Origin of the sequence: Alteromonas sp. ASW11-130 (assembly GCF_026183735.1) — a bacterium.
Lineage (GTDB): Bacteria > Pseudomonadota > Gammaproteobacteria > Enterobacterales > Alteromonadaceae > Alteromonas.
In genome coordinates, this window is sequence record NZ_JAPFRE010000015.1 from 414,058 (window position 1) to 431,100 (window position 17,043).

11 protein-coding genes and 1 tRNA gene are annotated in these 17,043 nt (G+C 43.7%); 10 read left to right on the plus strand and 2 right to left on the minus strand.

What is annotated here, in order from left to right; genetic code table 11:
* Window positions 1-462 precede the first annotated feature (462 nt).
* From OPS28_RS04925 to OPS28_RS04935, 3 genes are all read left to right on the plus strand, one after another.
* Window positions 463-2,658 carry a winged helix-turn-helix domain-containing protein gene (locus tag OPS28_RS04925; RefSeq protein ID WP_265608329.1) on the plus strand — a complete coding sequence of 732 codons (2,196 nt, stop codon included), beginning with the start codon at window positions 463-465 and terminating at the stop codon, window positions 2,656-2,658.
* A gap of 130 nt (window positions 2,659-2,788) precedes the next feature.
* Entirely contained in the window at window positions 2,789-2,968 is a 180-nt protein-coding gene (locus OPS28_RS04930) for a hypothetical protein (RefSeq protein ID WP_265608330.1), read from the plus strand.
* Between the two features lie 509 nt (window positions 2,969-3,477).
* Window positions 3,478-4,758, plus strand: a complete 1,281-nt coding sequence (locus OPS28_RS04935) for an AMP-binding protein (RefSeq protein WP_265608331.1) — start codon at window positions 3,478-3,480, stop codon at window positions 4,756-4,758.
* Window positions 4,759-5,353: 595 nt separating this feature from the next.
* Here the strand turns inward: OPS28_RS04935 and OPS28_RS04940 are convergent.
* Entirely contained in the window at window positions 5,354-6,766 is a 1,413-nt protein-coding gene (locus tag OPS28_RS04940) for an autotransporter outer membrane beta-barrel domain-containing protein (protein ID WP_265608332.1), read from the minus strand.
* A gap of 190 nt (window positions 6,767-6,956) precedes the next feature.
* Here OPS28_RS04940 and OPS28_RS04945 point away from each other — a divergent pair, with 190 nt between their 5' ends.
* From OPS28_RS04945 to OPS28_RS04965, 5 genes are all read left to right on the plus strand, one after another.
* Entirely contained in the window at window positions 6,957-8,456 is a 1,500-nt protein-coding gene (locus OPS28_RS04945; protein ID WP_265608333.1) for a serine/threonine-protein kinase, read from the plus strand.
* A gap of 92 nt (window positions 8,457-8,548) precedes the next feature.
* Entirely contained in the window at window positions 8,549-11,209 is a 2,661-nt protein-coding gene (locus OPS28_RS04950; protein WP_265608334.1) for a caspase family protein, read from the plus strand.
* A gap of 18 nt (window positions 11,210-11,227) precedes the next feature.
* On the plus strand, window positions 11,228-12,040 hold the full coding sequence (locus OPS28_RS17060; RefSeq protein WP_265608335.1) for an alpha/beta fold hydrolase: 813 nt from the start codon (window positions 11,228-11,230) through the stop codon (window positions 12,038-12,040).
* 132 nt (window positions 12,041-12,172) lie between these two features.
* Entirely contained in the window at window positions 12,173-12,634 is a 462-nt protein-coding gene (locus OPS28_RS04960; protein ID WP_265608336.1) for a hypothetical protein, read from the plus strand.
* 5 nt (window positions 12,635-12,639) lie between these two features.
* On the plus strand, window positions 12,640-13,221 hold the full coding sequence (locus tag OPS28_RS04965; protein WP_265608337.1) for a hypothetical protein: 582 nt from the start codon (window positions 12,640-12,642) through the stop codon (window positions 13,219-13,221).
* A 244-nt stretch (window positions 13,222-13,465) separates the two neighbouring features.
* Here OPS28_RS04965 and OPS28_RS04970 read toward each other — a convergent pair.
* Window positions 13,466-13,542 (minus strand) — tRNA-Arg (locus OPS28_RS04970).
* Window positions 13,543-13,932: 390 nt separating this feature from the next.
* On the opposite strand from OPS28_RS04970, the gene OPS28_RS04975 reads away from it, so the two are divergent.
* Both OPS28_RS04975 and OPS28_RS04980 read left to right on the plus strand, forming a co-directional pair.
* Window positions 13,933-14,340: a c-type cytochrome gene (locus OPS28_RS04975; protein WP_265608338.1), complete on the plus strand. Its 408-nt coding sequence runs from the start codon at window positions 13,933-13,935 to the stop codon at window positions 14,338-14,340.
* Between the two features lie 104 nt (window positions 14,341-14,444).
* Window positions 14,445-17,042 carry an EAL domain-containing protein gene (locus OPS28_RS04980; RefSeq protein WP_265608339.1) on the plus strand — a complete coding sequence of 866 codons (2,598 nt, stop codon included), beginning with the start codon at window positions 14,445-14,447 and terminating at the stop codon, window positions 17,040-17,042.
* Window position 17,043: the final 1 nt, after the last annotated feature.

Genomic DNA, 17,043 nt, shown 5'->3' on the forward strand with positions numbered 1-17,043 from the left:
TAATGAGTAAAAATATCACACTTAGCGTTTAAACTCGGTGGAACAGCGTAAAGCAAGGGGAAAAGCCCGCATTATTTATAGAAGCGTCACCGGCTGAGTGACTTACTTAGCTCGCTTTACGGTAGAAAACATACGGACAACCTCTACGCCACCAGAAATTAACGCATGTTATCAATGTGTTAGCAATATTTGTGATAATTACCCGGTCTGGGTAATATTTTACATACTGTTTTAAACTGAACTCGATCTTTTAAAGTAAAAATCCCCTTACTTTTCCTACTTATGAATATCGTAAAATACCGCTGCAAATCGTAGAATCGGCGTTTTGTACGTAGGTACTTCACCTGCGTTTATGTTATAAATAGCACGTGGTATAAATACTGTTCGAGTAATGACATTTTAATCATTGGTATCAGACACGTTTCCCCTCCACATTTGTTTGTACGGTATTGAGGAAGTTACATGCAGGTAGTGCGAAGCACTGATTGGTACTTCTGTATCAAGAATCAGGAGCTTATATATTTCGATGGCAACGTAGTTGTACTCCAGACTCGCTTGGCACGCTGCCTTGAAGCGTTAATCATGAACGCGGGAGAAACTATAAGTTACGACGAGCTATTACTTAAAGTATGGAAAACTGAGCATCGGGATTCCAGTACAATCTCTTCCGTCATCGCAGAATTAAGAAAGTTAATAAATTGTCGTAAACAAGGCCCTACTTATATCAAAACGGTGCCTAAGAAAGGGTATTGTTTCGTAGGCCAGGCCGAAATTATAGAACTTTCTCCTCAGGAAATTATCTCCCTGAAAAACAGCCATAAGCACAATGTACCTGATGTAAATACACCTGATAAGGCATCTTCGATAACAGACCGTGTAACAAAGGACATAGTTAGCGAGAGTCCTACATCAATAGGTAGGCAAGCAGGTGATAATCTTCAAACGGATAGCTTTCGCTCTAGCGCGAGGAAAAAATGGTGGTGGGCTGCCACGCTTCTTGTAATTCTTACAGCTGTTCTTCTTAGTATTTATTTCGCCATCCAGACAAAGCAGTCAGAAAGTACACCCGAGGCGTTTTACGACGGTTTACATATTTACACCTATGAGCCGGGTCTCGAATTAGAGTTTGACGTGAGTCTGTCAAATGAATGGATGGTATACACGCATCAATTATCGTTAGCAGAACCTAAAACCATTATTTTAAAAAACCTAGTATCCAACAAATCCTACAAACTGAATACAGCTCCAGGTATCAGTACTTACTCGGCAAGCTTTTCGCCAGATTCCAGTAAACTTGTGTATATCAAAAGCACGGAAGAAGAGTGCCAGGTTAGAACAATTGAAATAAATACATCAGGATTCATTAACCATACTGATAAATATATTAGTAGCTGTGGGCTTTCAAGAATATGGACAACCACCGCTTTTTCAGCTGATGGGAAAACGATTTTTTTCAGTCGTTCCCATTCGTTGGCAGATCCCCTAAAAATCATTAAATTAAATCTGGAAACAGGATTTGAAAGACAGATTAGCTCTCCCGCTTCTTCCGGTCGGGGTGACTATTCCTTTTCGCTTTCACCTGATGGAGAAAAATTAGCCGTTGTTCGCAATCACTTGTGGCAAAGCACCAATATTATGGTGCTCGATTTGCAGTCTGAAGAAATAAGCCACGTACAGTCGCTGCCTTATCTGATATTGGGAGTCGGCTGGAAAAACGAAAATACGCTTTTATATGTAGATTTCGAAAAGCGTTTAGTGGCATATAACCTATCTGAGAATAAAGAAGCAAAACCAATCAGCGATCGACGATCGCTAAATTACCCTGTCGTTCGCAATTCGCGAATATACGCTAGTAGGGGAGATATACTTGATTCCACAGTATGGCGTTTTACTATATCCGAAGATCCTGCAATAAAGCCTGTATCTTTTATTGACACACCCTATAAAGATCAAGCACCAGTCGCCAGTGACAACGGCGTTTATTTTGTTTCGAATCGCACAGGACAAAATCAAATATGGTTGCAGGGCGAAAGCGGGCTCACTCAGATATCTAATTTTGTAGAATCCGCCCTTCTAGAAAATATTTTGTTGGCAACAAAGCATAACTCGATATTTGGACTGTCCAATCATCGTCTTTTCAAATTTAATATAGACGATAAAGACATGACGTATCTGTCAGGTGACAATCACAATATCAAGAATGTCACGTTATCGTCTGATGAAAATTTCTTATTATACGCATTGGAAAAAGACGAGCTATGGTCGATATATCGTTACGATATAGTGTCCGAAGTACATGAGTTTCTATTTAGAGGATTTTCAGTTAGATCTGTTGATAACCAATTATATTTTACAAAATTACGCGAAACAGGTTTGTGGAAATACGATTTAGAAACAAATACTGAAGAACTAGTATCTAATCTTGAAGGCATACGAGCATTGCAAGATTGGCATGTTTCTCAAGACTTGCTTGTTTTTCTAGGCGATCGATCTATACATCTTTATTCTTTTAGAAACGAACGTGAAATTTGGAAGATCGATTTGAAGAATAGATCCAAAAATTTATCATGTTCAGAATCAGCAAACATCTGTTATTTCGAAGTATTAAGCTCTGGAAACACCGAAATCATTGAACTCAGAAAAATCGAGGAACTTTAAAGCTATTTTCACGTTACAAGACTATTGTTTTAATGCATGCTTGAGCCATCTAGTTATTTACTTGACTCTAACCAAGCTCAAGTTAAACCATTACAAACATTTAGTATTAAACATTAGCAGGAAAATAGTTATGAAAAATAGCGTACGTAAGTTAACAACGTTAGTTCTTTTTGCCTTGTCTTCAACTATCTCATTAAACATTTCTGCAACTGAATCAGGAACCACGGCAGAAAAAAAACCAAAAGATGGACCAATTGTAGTTACAGGTCATATCTGTAGAGAGTTTCCTCTTTGTACAGCCACATATTAATTATCACCCGCATCAAGTAAACACTCACTTACAACGAAGTGCCGCGAGGTACTTCGTTTAGGTCGCATCTATTCCCCTCACATTTTCTGATGTACTCCCATTGGAGGCCTAATTAACCCCTTTTAATTAGGTTTTTTTTCTTAACGCTTCGCTCGCTAATGAAGGGAGAGTGTGAGTAAGGTCCTGTCTATTCTCAATACCAAATTAGCAAAAGCTAACTTACACTATCATTACTTAGTAATAGCAAGATGTTCAGCCGTATCGTGCCATCAAGCCTTCGCCATAAAGCCTTTTTCACCTCACTCAGAAGTGCGCTAAGCAATCAAAATAACAGCGTAACTCATTGATAAAATATCGTTTTTCTTATCAAGGAATTTACGAGGATTTGTCAAAGAACTTATTTTTCGAGTGCTTCAATATAGACGCAGAAGTTAAGCGGCAATCAGCGAACATAACTCCCTTTTCGTCTGAAGCCGCCACCTTGCATTACGTTTCGAAGGAGAATTGAAGTGCAGAATAAGAGTAAGCTGATTGGTATCCACCAATGGTTCGAACATTTTGCTGAAACAACGCCTGACAAAGTAGCGTGCGTATTTGGTAACACCGCAATAACGTATTCTGAGTTAAATAGCCGAGCCAATTTTTTAGCTCATATCATGATTGAAAGAGGCGTTAGCCCAGGCGATATTGTAGCAATGGCTATGATGCGGTCGGTAGAGCAAGCCGTTTCAATACTAGCAGTGCTTAAAGCAGGTGCAGCTTACTTACCTTTGGATGCAACGCTATCCAAATCACAATCTCTCGACCGATTAAATCATGCCGATATAAAATACACCATTGTAGATAAGCAATGGCCAGTAAATATCGTCGACAAAGGGTGCAGCGAAAGAGAATATATCTGCAATTCCGATAGTGAGCTTTTTACAGGTCAATGTGAAGTTAATCCCGCTATCCCCACTTCGCCAGAACGCCGGGCGTATGTTATGTTCACTAAGGTTCGTACAGGGCAACCCAAAGCCGTAATGGTTCCTCATCGTGCAGTAATACATCTTGCCAAACAAAAGAAGCATGTCGAATTGAGCGCTGACGATACGTTACTTCAATTTGCCCCGCTCGCTCATGATGCGTCCACGTTTGAGATCTGGGGCGCATGGTTAAACGGCGGTACGCTGGTGCTCTATCCCGGACGTGGAGTCAATCGCAACCTCTTAGAAAAAGTAATCACAGAGAATAAAGTCAGTGTATGTTGGTTAACGGCGCCGCTATTTCATCTGGTGGCGAAGAATAACGTCAATATACTGCAAACTATTCGTGTGCTGGTTGCTGGAGGCGAAATAAAGCCTGATTTGGTCAGAAAAGTGTTGAACACATTTCCTCACCTAACCCTAATGACAGGCTATGGACCCATGGAAAATACCACCTTTACCTGTTGTTATTCGATGACTAAAGAAAGTGACATTACTACACCATATCCTCTTGGTAAGCCTGTGGGAGAAACCCAATTACACATACTTGATTCTAATCGTCAGCCCGTATTACAAGGGTGCCCAGGTGAACTGTATGTTTCGGGCCCGGGCGTAGCGCTGGGGTACCTTAATGCCACCAGCGAAGATTTTTTTGTGGACCCAAGCATCGCTGAAGGTTTGATTTACCGAACAGGAGACATGGTGACGCAGCATGCTTCTGGTAATTTGAGCTTAGTTAAGTGCTGCGATGATCCGTTGAAAATGCGCGGTTTTCAGGTGTCACTTAAAGAAATGAGCCAGGCGGTTTACGCGTATCGAGGGTAGCTTTTAGTCACACGGAATAGCGTACCTGCAAAGCATAGCAACCAATAGTACCACCCGTTTAACTAAAGTGAACGGGTGGTAAATTCACCCCAACGATACCCCTTATTTTTTATCAATGTTTTTTTAGCCGTTAATGAGTTTATTAGTTGAGAGCGCTATGGGATTAAAAGTAAGCAATTTATTATTTTGGACCTCGCTTCTTGCAATTCCTATATGGTTTATTTGTCTCGCCAGACTGCTTCGTAGCCCTTCCGTTGACTTTACTTCAATTGAATTTTTCATGGTATTGCTTATGCCTGTAGTTATTTTTATTAACTTAAGGTCGCCGAAACCGAAATAAATCAAGTAAAATGCATCAAAATTCAGCCCGCGTGCTTTGCTTACCACATTGCTGTAAACCTCTATTAAAAATTTGTACGAGGCCACTCTCTAGAACAATAACCAAGGCCAAACGTTTTACCCTTCGAAACAAAATAGTGACAATGTTTATTGTAGGCACGCGAGATGGCGTGTATTACTTGTGCAAGGTGATACACGTCCATTAGCGTCAATTATATCTACCTCCAATTATGTGAAGAGAGCTATGAAATGAAGGCTAAAACGCCATACGCACCCCTGCTGTAAAATTAGTATAAGTAAAGTCTTCTAATCCCACCGTTGTATTGGCATCAACAAATGCCTGAATGCCGTTTGGAAATACAACCGATACGCCCGCCCCCAAATTGAAGTAATTGGAATCCGGCTCGTCGGTTATAAATTCAATCAGGTTATTCTGAGGGTCGTAAACATACTGTGCTGTAATTGCGCGACTTTCATCCTCATGCTCATAAAGCCACTCAGCCATAAGATAGGGTGTGAGCACCCCAAAATCGCGATTAAGTGTCCAACTGATCTGACCGCCGAGCGCCGTCTTCAAAGATTCGACATTTTGCTCCTGGTAAGCTAATGCGAGGCCTCCTCCGCCGGTGCTAGTTTCAGACGAGTCTTGTTCAGCAAACTCGTCAATCTCCATATCTAAATAACGCACTTTAAAATAGGGAGAAATAATGCGGTTATCGTTAACCAACTGGTAACCCGCTTCAAGTGAAAGCGCGTATTGGGTTGACTCGGTGCTCGACCTTAAAATTCGGTCGGGGGCGCCGCTATTATCAGTAACACTAGAAATAATTTGTACATTGCGTGATGAATCAAATTCACTTGAGCCAATATCCAGCACCGTAGAAAAATAAAATTCATCCCGTTGATAAAGGCTATATAGGGTAAATGTATCCGTGGATACGTCCATTTGTGCACCAGGCACGCGTTGAGAAACGTCATAATCGGCATCTACATCGCGATAACCATAGGCGATGCCCCCTACAAAGTGGTCATTAAATATGTAATCAACACCCACTAACACCTGGTAATCATCTAATTCGAAACCATCTTCCCGGTCTGTGGTGTCTTTATCACCCATGCCACTTTTTAAACTACCAAACACGCCCCATCTTTGATTTTGAATTAACGCGTCACTGCTAGCTCCAATTCCTAATGCATTAAAGTCTTGTGATCCACCTGTGTAATTATGGTTAACACGCGCAATACCGCTCATTGTATTCATAAAGCTAGACAATCGATCCGCCACCACGACGCTTTGTCCCATCATAGCTTCTGTGACGACATTGCTTTGTGCAGCTGCTTCTTCGCCCGCAACCTGTTGTAGATAGCTGGCAAGCGTGGCTTTGTTGACCCCCAGATCTTTACTGGTAGGCGCGTTGACACTTCCCAAGATTCTGTTAGCGGTATGTACCATTTCGCCGCAGCGGCTAAATAAATCCAGTTGCTGAGGACTAGTCGGTGCGCGACTACTGCCTAAAAATCCCATGCATACGGTTTGCACAGCGTTTCCCATGCGCTGCTGTAAATCTGTTTGTCCTATACTACCTAGGGGTAAGTTTTCCTGTGAAGTGGCGACAGTTGTAAACAGTGAGGAGGCAATGACAATGCCTAGTTTGACAGACGTTTCCATAAATATAGCTACCATGTTTGTTATCGTAAGAACCAGTGAATCAGGCACGAACACAACAAGAGAGACAAACTATTTACAATCATCCCGTGACTTAAAAACGCATTGGTGTGCGAACATTGAAAATAATGTTATAGACTATTTTTTATACTTATGTAGAGTTTCTAATGTAAATTTATTGTAGATTAGGTTAATGACTAAACGTTCAGACAAGGTAGAGCAAGACCAAACCAGAGTGCGCCCGCCCGCCTCAGGTGATTCCAGCCGCGCCACTGACGAAACCGTTGTTACTCGTAACAAACCCACTTCTGAAGCAACAAGCCCCCCCCCTAAACGTTACCCTAATAAAACGTCAGGCACCCGTGATCCAGCCTCTATCGAACCAGACGAGATAACTCATTCATCTGAAAAAGCAATTGGTAAAATTATCAAAGGGCGCTTTGTTATTACCCAGCATTTAGGCGATGGAGGCATGGGCAGCGTATACAAAGCGCGTGATATCATTCAAGAGCAGGCCCACGAAAAAAACCCATGGGTGGCAATTAAGTTACTCGATATGGTGGAGCTCAATAATCAAGATGCATTAATGTGGTTGCAACGGGAAACGAGTAAGGCTCGAAGCCTCGCGCATCCCAACGTTATTCGCGTTTACGATATCGATAAAGACGGTGATCAAGTCTATATGACAATGGAGTACTTGGAAGGTATTTCCCTCGAAACGTGGATTGAAAAACATTCTCCTGCCACCGTAGAAGCATGTGAGCCTATATGGAAAGCAGTGGCTGCTGCGGTAGATTTCTCTCATCAAATGGGTATTGTCCATTGCGATCTTAAACCTAGTAACGTGTTAATCAGTAACGAAGGCGAAATTAAGGTTATCGACTTTGGTATCGCCCGGGGGCATGCCGAGGGGCACCAGGATGTAACAGTGTTTAACCCCGGCGATTGGGGGGCGTTTACGCCAGGTTATGCCAGTTGTGAATTGATCACAGGGTTATCGCCCGAGCCAAAGGACGATATCTATTCGATGTCGGTGTTGATGTATAAAATGCTGACAGGTAGGAAACCGTTTGGCGATCAAGATGCAACCAAGGCCAAAATGCTAGGCTTACAGCCTCGGCCAATAAAAGGTGTATCGCCTGCCTTCTGGGAACAGCTAAAAAAAGGCTTAAGTTTTGAACGTAAATCCCGTCCCAACTCCGCCTTAGCGTTACTGCCCGACTCTCAACATAAAAAAATACCCACAAAGGCAATAGTGGCTATTTCTGTGATGGGCCTCGCTGCTGGGGTGGCCTACTTTACATTAGTGCCCGAGCGCGCTGCTACCCCTGAGGTAGAATCAGGCCATAGTTCCGCAGAGAGACCGCCTGTTAAAGCGTTGGCGCCTGAAGTGGCGGAAGAAATCGCCGTTATACTGGATATTGCCCAAGCACATTTTGAAATGGAGTTTTATGTCAGGCCCGCCGGCGCAAATGCGCGCGAAGCTTACATGCACGTACTGACCCTTGACCCTACCAATGAACAAGCGCTAGAGGGGCTAAATAAAGTCGCCGAACATTTTCTAACAAACGCTAAAGAATACATCGAAGCGCATGACTATGAGCGCGCCGGCGTTGCAATTGCCCAAGGATTGAAAACCGTCCCTGAACATAAGGCCCTGTTAGACCTACAGAAAAATCTGGAGACACTGTAGCACCTGGTTAAATCTGTCTATTTAATAGACACCCGGTGTGGCTGGACTATAATTTTATAAGTGCCCGCCACGCACCTATTAAATAAAAAATCATGACACCATATCGCTATATCAATGTTACCTGCCAACGGCTAAGACTGTTTTGGCTTTTTAGTGCCCTGTTATTCTCACTCGCAGCCTGTAGATCCACCCAGGATATGCGCGCGGAGCTCAATGAATCTACTTTAAGAGCCGTTGATGTTGATCAGTTAGAAGTGGTCGATTGCCAACTACCCGGCATGGTAAAAATGCTAGGTACCATGAAATATGTCACCCCCAGAAGGCCAGCCCGACTTACTGCGAATGAGTGCAGCATTCGCGGTGGTGAATACACGCTTAAAGACAGAGCTACGCTAGAATCTTCGTTAGAAGTTTGGTTACCCCCGGCCCTTGAAGGCGACGCGAAAGCGCAGAACTATGTGGGTCAGTTGTATGAAGCAGGAGTGAACAAAACACCCGATTATGAGCTAGCCGCGTTATGGTACAAACGCGCCGCTGAACAGAGCTTCAAAGAGGCACAAGTTAATCTTGGGTTTCTTTACGAAACTGGAAAAGGGGTGGCTCAAGACAAAAAGAAGGCGCTAAATTTATACCGGCAGGCAGCGGGGCTTAGTGACGACCAACTTGAATATGAGTCGGTGATAAATGAACGCGTATTAACGCAAGTCAATAAGTACCAACAACAGTTAAAAGATAATCAAAACCACAATGCGACATTGGAGGAAAAATTAAACGCGCTTTACACCAAACACAACGCGACGCTAAATGAAATGCGGCAACTGCAGGAAGAAAAACGCCTTGCTCACACAACAAATACGTCCACACGCTCTCCAGAGAATATAACGACTGTTAATGAACGCATAGCCCAGCTACAAAGGAGCAACCAGGCGCTATTGGCAAAAATTGACGAGCTTGGTGCAGAAAATAAATTGAGCAATGCCCAGCTACGCGGCGAGCGCGAAAGCTTAAATAGGCTGCTGAATGGGCAAAGCCAGAATTCCCACGCGCTTCAACAGCAATTGCAGCAAAAAGAACAGGAGTTGGCGGCGTTAACAATGCAAATGGACACGCTTAAATCAACTTTCGCCGCTGAAAAAGCAGCGTTGCAAAAGAACGCTTCCCAAATTACTGCCACTTCAGGCGACCAAATAAAACAACTTCAATCCCAACTGTTAGAAAAGAGTTTGGCTGTAAATAAAGTTCAGCACGAAAACGAAAAATATCAGAATCAGCACCAAGCTTATCAAGCCACCATCGCCCAGTTAGAACAAAACTTAGCCGCCGTAGCCTCCAAAGATGCCGGGGTCGCCGACATATACCAGATAAAAATCGAAGGATTAAACCAGGAATTGGCGCAAAATAAGCTTAAGCTGCAAAATACTGAACAACATGCAAAGGCCCTTGAAATAGAGCGAGAAAATTTAAGCCTAGAACTGCAACAAGAAGCCGCCAAATCTACTCAACAGCAGCAACAACTGGTTGCTTTACAATTAGAATTAGCCGATAACCAATTATTGCAAGAACAGACGCTCGCTACGGTTAATCAATTAGAAGCCGACAAAGCGCAAATACAAAATAAACTTGAACAAGTTACCGCAATGAATGCTGATTCGACCCAGGCGCTAGAGAACAAGGTGGCCGAATTAACCGCGCAATTAACCGAGAAAGACGACGCGATAACACGGTTTTCTGCGCAGCACGCCGAATTGGCTCAGGTAAATCAAAATCTAAAGCAAAAATTACGCAATGACGCGCAAGAAACATCGGGCTTAATTCAAGAACTTGCTGCGAAAACCATGGCATTAAGTCAGAAGCAACACGATATAATTCGGTTAGAGACCCAAATCGACCAGCTTTCGCGAGAGTATAAAAGCGTTAATTTGATCGCTAAAAACGCTCCTGAGAGTGCTAAACCCAAAATGCGCGCTATTTCGCTATCTCCTGAACAAAGCCAGTTGTATGCGTCGTTTGGCAAATTCCATGCACTCATTATTGGCAATGACAGTTATCAATATTTACCCAGCCTGAACACTACCGTAAGCGATGCACATCGCCTGGACAGAATATTAACCCAACAATACGGCTACGATACCACGGTGCTAATCAACGCTGATCGTCAGGCCATTCTCACCGCGCTGTACGAACTGAAAAAGTCCTTAAATAATGAAACCAACTTACTCATTTATTACGCCGGACACGGAGAGATAAGCGATTCTCGTGGGCATTGGCTTCCTGTAGATGCACGGCCTAACAGTCAAGTTAATTGGATCCCAACACAACAGGTAACCGACTTAGTCGCCCTCATTGAAGCCAGAAAGATCATTATTGTAGCCGATAGCTGCTACTCGGGTGTATTAACGCGTAGTTCAATTCTATCGTCCGGTATTCGCGGTGATATCAATGACGAAAAATACCAGCGCTGGTTAAAAGCCATGGCAAGGGGTAAATCCCGCACTGTATTGACCTCGGGCGGCTTGCAGCCTGTTTTAGACAGCGGCGGCGGCGAACACTCATTGTTTGCCAAATATTTTCTGCAAGCGTTGGAAGATAATCAGGGTATTATCGACGCTTATACTTTGTACAACCAAATTTTCATGGATGTAAAAGAAGGCGCACTGGTGATGGACGTCGATCAGTCACCTCAGTATGCACCGATTAAAAATGCCAACCATTACTCCGTTGATTATTTCTTTATTAACCGTCAATCTCTTTAAGTGAAGTGGCATACGAAAGTGCGATCGATAGTTCCGCTAGCCATACTTACTGCGGTAACTGCAATCATGCTGTGTTCATGCGCTGCCCCACATCAGACATTTAACCATACCGCGGAACAATTACACTTTATCCAAAGTTACCTTAAGACCAGGTTATTTAATCACATAGTATTCAGCAACCACAAAACATACAAAAATGAGGTGCACATTTACTTTGCGGGAGACGGCACCCCTTGGATACAGGGGAAAATACCCGCCGTGGATCCGACCCCCAGAGACTCAGTGGCACTGACCTTAATGAATCACGATAAGTCAGCCTCTGTGCTTATTGGCAGACCCTGCTACCACGGCTTTCACCAGATGCCAAAGTGTGAGCCCGTACATTGGACAAACGGACGGTATTCTCCACAGATTGTTGAAAGTATGCATCTGGCGCTAGCAGAGACCCTGAAAAGCTTTCCACATAACACATCAGTAGTGCTGATTGGTTATAGCGGCGGCGCGACGCTGGCGAGTTTGCTAGCGCAGTGGGATCAGCCCCAGAACAAGCTTAATATAAGTAAGATTATTAGTATTGCGGGAAATCAAGACATTGATGCCTGGTGTGATTATCATAATGTACCCAGGTTAGCTGCGTCGATGAATCCGGTGAAGCAGCCCGCTTTACCTAAGCATATTGCACAGATATTTATAGTGGGAGCCAACGATAAGGTGGTGTTACCTGAACATAGTATCGCGTATGCAGAACGGCAACCGAATACACGCGTTATTTGGGTTGAAGGCGGTGACCACGTGTGCTGTTGGCAGCGGACGTTGGAAGAGGTACTTTAGCAGACTTTAGCGCGTTATCTCGCCAGCTAGACAATCACTCGGCAGGTAGCCGATAAGTCGCAAGATAACTTGATCATTCGAACGCTTATAGACTAGGTTTAAACTTATAAGGCTATAATTCACGGAAGATGTATGAAAATTTCAATACAGTCCTCTCTTTTACGCCAGTTATTACTACTGCAATCATTACTCCTGTGCTCTCTGGCGTATGGTCAAACCAACGAGAAACCAAAAGACAAAGATTCCTCCTCTTCTGAATTGAGTGAAAGTATTAACCAATCTGCGGAAGAAGAAGAGCCTGAAATGCTTTTCTCAGATGAAGAAATTGAGACGGACTACTTTAGCCTTGAGCAAGAGCCAGTCAGCTCATTTGAGAACGAAGATATTGCTAAGACTGTTGAGGCCGGTCCTGTAGCAAGATCGGTAGACTTAAGCGAGGCAAGCTCACGTTATAAAAAACTTAAAATGGACTTAGGCGGTGATGATACCGACCCTAATCCTGAATGGTGTGCAGAAAAATGTAAGGAAGGTTCTGAAAGTTGTGATGAGCTAATTGTGCTTTTATGTAGCAGCATCAATACCGAAATCGAGTAATCCAGGTGCCAGACAACTGTAAATTTGAAAAAAAAGTATCGGGATGGGAAATTTCTGCTTTGGTGTTTTCCTTTCTGTTTTCCTTGTTCGCCGTTGTTATCTCATACTTAGCTTACACCGCTTCAAAAAATCACAATCAATTAAGCCTAAAGCCTCTCTTGGCGATTGAATTAGATTACCACCCCTCAAAAGATTTCTCTGGCTTAATTCTAAATAACCTCGGAAATGGGTTAGCCATAGTGGAATGTTACGATGTTAAAGTTGACGGAAAGTCTGTCCCTCATTATAAATACGGCGGCATGAAAACAGCTATCGCGCTTTTGGGCATCGACGAAAATTGGTTATCGTTCCGCCCACTGAGAAAAAACGACATCTATCAAGTTAATAGTAGTACCCCTTTTCTGGCAGTGGCATCAAGTGACTACCACCTGCAATTTACGAAACTGACAGAAAAACTCGACAGACTCGAAGTTTACTTGGCTTACAAATCGCTGTACAACAACAAGTCCACAGCAACCTACCCACCCAATTTACACACAAGCTTTGATGCAGTATGTGAAGCGCAAAGTAAGGTAAAAGTACTGTAACAAAACTTGCTATGCTGTGAATGTTAGTTTTGCTTGGTATTGTGATTTTTCATGGTCTTGAGGTGGGGATGGCTATTAAGTTTAGCGCCAAACACGAATAAATTATTGAGCGAGAGCATGGTCGGCAAATTTAACCCGTGCGCGAACATCTGAAATTGCAACTGGCAATGTTGCCGAACGAATTTCTCAGCCACGGAATACAACAGATACAAAAAAGCCGACGCGAAGTCGGCATTTTTGTATCTGGCGCACCCGATAGGATTCGAACCTATGACCTTTGCCTCCGGAGGGCAACGCTCTATCCAGCTGAGCTACGGGTGCGTATTGCGTAAAACGTGTTTCTGACCCGTCCATGGTGGGTCAGTCCTGCCGCAACGTCCTGTTGCGGCGTTGCGTGCCTTGAGGCGTGACGTTAAGTCACTCCTCATCGCCTAAAGGCGACCGGTACTCACCCAGCTGAGCTACGGGTGCGTATTGCGTAAAACGTGTTTCTGACCAACGTTTATTACTTGTTAAGGTCAAAGCGGACGTAATGATACTGATGCTTATCACTGGGTTCAACTTATTTTATTCACTACCTTTATTTAGTGATGAAATAAAATTAATCCCTTCTTTTTATAAGTATTTGCTTCTAAACAGTTGTAGGTGAATGATTAACCGTTATAAACTTGGGAGTTGATAAGAAATAAATTCAATTGCCTGGAGACAGATGTGAAATTGAAAACGTGGTTAGGTATTTTAACAGCAGTCGTTGCTGTATTCACCGTTCAGGCTCAGGACATGAGCGAAGAAGCAATTAAAGAGCGTATTAAGCCAGAGGGCTCTGTGTATATTGCAGGTGCTGAAGCCCAGACTGCTGCCGCGGGTGGCGGTGGAGCTAAATCTGGCGAAGATGTATACAACCAATCATGTATGGCGTGTCACGGGGCTGGCGTATTGGGCGCCCCTAAGTTGCATGTTGCCGCCGACTGGGAGCCTCGATTGGCTGAGCGCGGTTTAGATGGTATCTGGGAGAACGCGTTAAATGGCATAAATGCTATGCCGCCGCGCGGAACGTGCGCAACCTGTAGCGATGATGAAATCAAAGCGGCAATTGAATTCATGATTGAAGGAATTTAGCCAGATTTCAAAATATTAACGTCACTTACAACAGTGGCGTTTTTATCTGAAATCGGTTAGTTTAAACCCTAAATCTCTCACTCTTCATTTTATTGGCTAGCTGGATGTCATCTGAGTCAAAGCATGAGTTGTCTGAAGAGGAATTGAGGGAACTTATTCCTCAGCTCCAGCAACTTACCGACAAATATAAACGCGCTGAGCGAGTCCAAAAGGCGCTGTTTGACATATCTGAACTTGCTAGCTCGGTTAGCAATTTAAGCCGTCTATATCCTGCTATCCATGAAATTATCGGCGACTTTATGAATGCCGATAACTTTTTCGTTGCTTTTTACGAACGTGACGCCAATATCATCAACTTTGCTTACTTTGTCGACGAATATGACGAACAAACTATTCATCAGGTACCGGCCGACCAGTTAATGGATGGTATCACCGGCTACATTCTTCGTAGCGGTAGACATGTATTTCTCGACGATAAGAATACAGATGAATTTGAACGAGATACCAACGTTCGGCTTGTAGGCGCCCTGCCCCACCAATTTCTAGGCGTACCGCTCAAGCGGGGTACGCAGGTCATCGGTGCTATGGTGGTACAGACTTATGACAAGTCAGTCACTTACAATGACGAAGACTTGGAAGTACTGTTATTCGTTTCGCAACATATTGTTACCACCGTTGATCGCGTTAAAAGCCGTGAATTAACCGAGCGTACTATTCGCGAGCGTACCCGCCAGTTACGCAAAATTAATGATGATCTACAAGAAGAGATACTGGAGCGCCAAAAAGTAGAGTCGCTTCAGCAGGCACTTTTTGAAATATCTGAGTTAGCTGCCACCCTTGAGGGTGATATGGATGTTTTTTATGCCAGCCTACATGAAATACTTGCTCGTCTGATCAGTGCGCCAAACTGTTTTATCGCCATTTTAGATGAAACTAACAGCTTCCTGGATTTCCCGTATTTTAGTGACATTGTTAGCGAAAGCGCAGACCGTCGGCCGTTAGGTAAAGGGTTAACTGAATTCGTCTTACGTACAGGGCAAGCTGAGCTTATTAACCCGCCACGGGTGTTAGAGCTGGCCGAATCAGGTGAAATTGACGTATCGGTGGCGCAATCCATGCTGCAAAGTGCAAACTCATGGTTGGGTTCGCCCTTGGTTGTGGAGGGGGAAATCTCCGGTGTGATTGCCGTCCAAACTTATGGTAAACATGCTAAATACACCGCCAAAGATTTAGAACTATTACGTTTTGTATCGCATCATATTGCGGTGGCCATGGAGCGTAAGCGCAGTACCGAAGCGATTCAGCGTTACAACCAATTACTGGAAGACAGGGTTCAGGCGCGCACCGTTGAACTGGACCAGGCAAATCAGGTGTTGAAGCAGCAAATTGAAGAGCGAAAGGAAATTGAGCTTAAGCTTATTCACGATGCCCACCATGACGCCCTTACCGACCTGCCTAACCGCGCCATGTTCACCAGTCGCCTCGAGCTGGCCATTGCCAACAAACAGCGTTATTCCGAAAATCTATTTGCTGTGTTGTTTATTGATTTGGACCGCTTTAAAGTAATTAACGATACGCTTGGGCATCACGCTGGCGATGAGTTCCTTGTTGAAGTGGCGCGGCGTATCTCGTTATGCATTCGCGGGCACGACCTGCTTGCTCGATTAGGCGGCGATGAATTTGTCATTCTGCTGGATAATTTTGATGAAATTTCCGACGTCGAAGAAGTGGCGTCCAGAATAATAGAAGCGGTATCAGAGCCTTTCACCTTAGAAGGCAAAGAAATGTATTCCGGCGCCAGCATCGGCATTGCTCACCTTGAGCAATATTACCGTAGTGCTGACGAAGTGTTACGGGATGCCGATGCGGCTATGTATCAAGCCAAATCCCTTGGCCGTGGCCGCTTTGTGATGTTTGATAAGAGTATGCGCGAGCGTTTACTTGAAGAGTTAGAGCTGGAAAACGAATTTCGCAAAGCGTTACGAGATGGCGCGCTTGAATGCTTTATGCAGCCGGTTATTGACACCCGTGACGACCAGCCTATTTATCACGAGATGTATGTGCGTTGGAAACATCCAGAGCATGGCTCAGTGAGTCGCGATCAGTTCCGTCAGGTTGCTGAACAAAGTGGGCTAACTATGGATTTGGATATGTTTCAGTTAACTAAAGCCTGTGAGTTGCTAAATGCCTGGCGTGGCGATACTGACAGCCCCAAGCGTATTGCAGTAAATGTGTCCATCAATCACTTACTCCAGTCTACGCTTGTAAATAAAATTATTAACATGGTAGAAAATACTGGCGTGTCGCCTAGCGAACTGGTGTTTGAATTTAATGAAAACGATTTAAACCGTCGCTCACAATTTATTTTGCCCTCAATTAAGAAACTTAAGCGGGCAGGAATCACTCTGGTATTAGATAATTTTGGAAGTGGCTTGGCATCATTGAGCTACTTATTTGCTTATCCTTTCGATTACATCAAAATTGATCATCGTTTCGTTAAGTCGTTACCACGCTCTCAACGCAATCTGAAATTGATTCAATCTGTTATGCTCATATCGGAACACCTGAAATTTAAAGTGATTGCAGAAGGTGTGGACTCTTCATCACAACTTAGAGCATTGGCCGATATTGAGTGTCATTACGGACAGGGCAGAGTGTTAAGTGAGGCAAAGCCTTTGCCAATTAAGAAACTGGCCGGCTAAG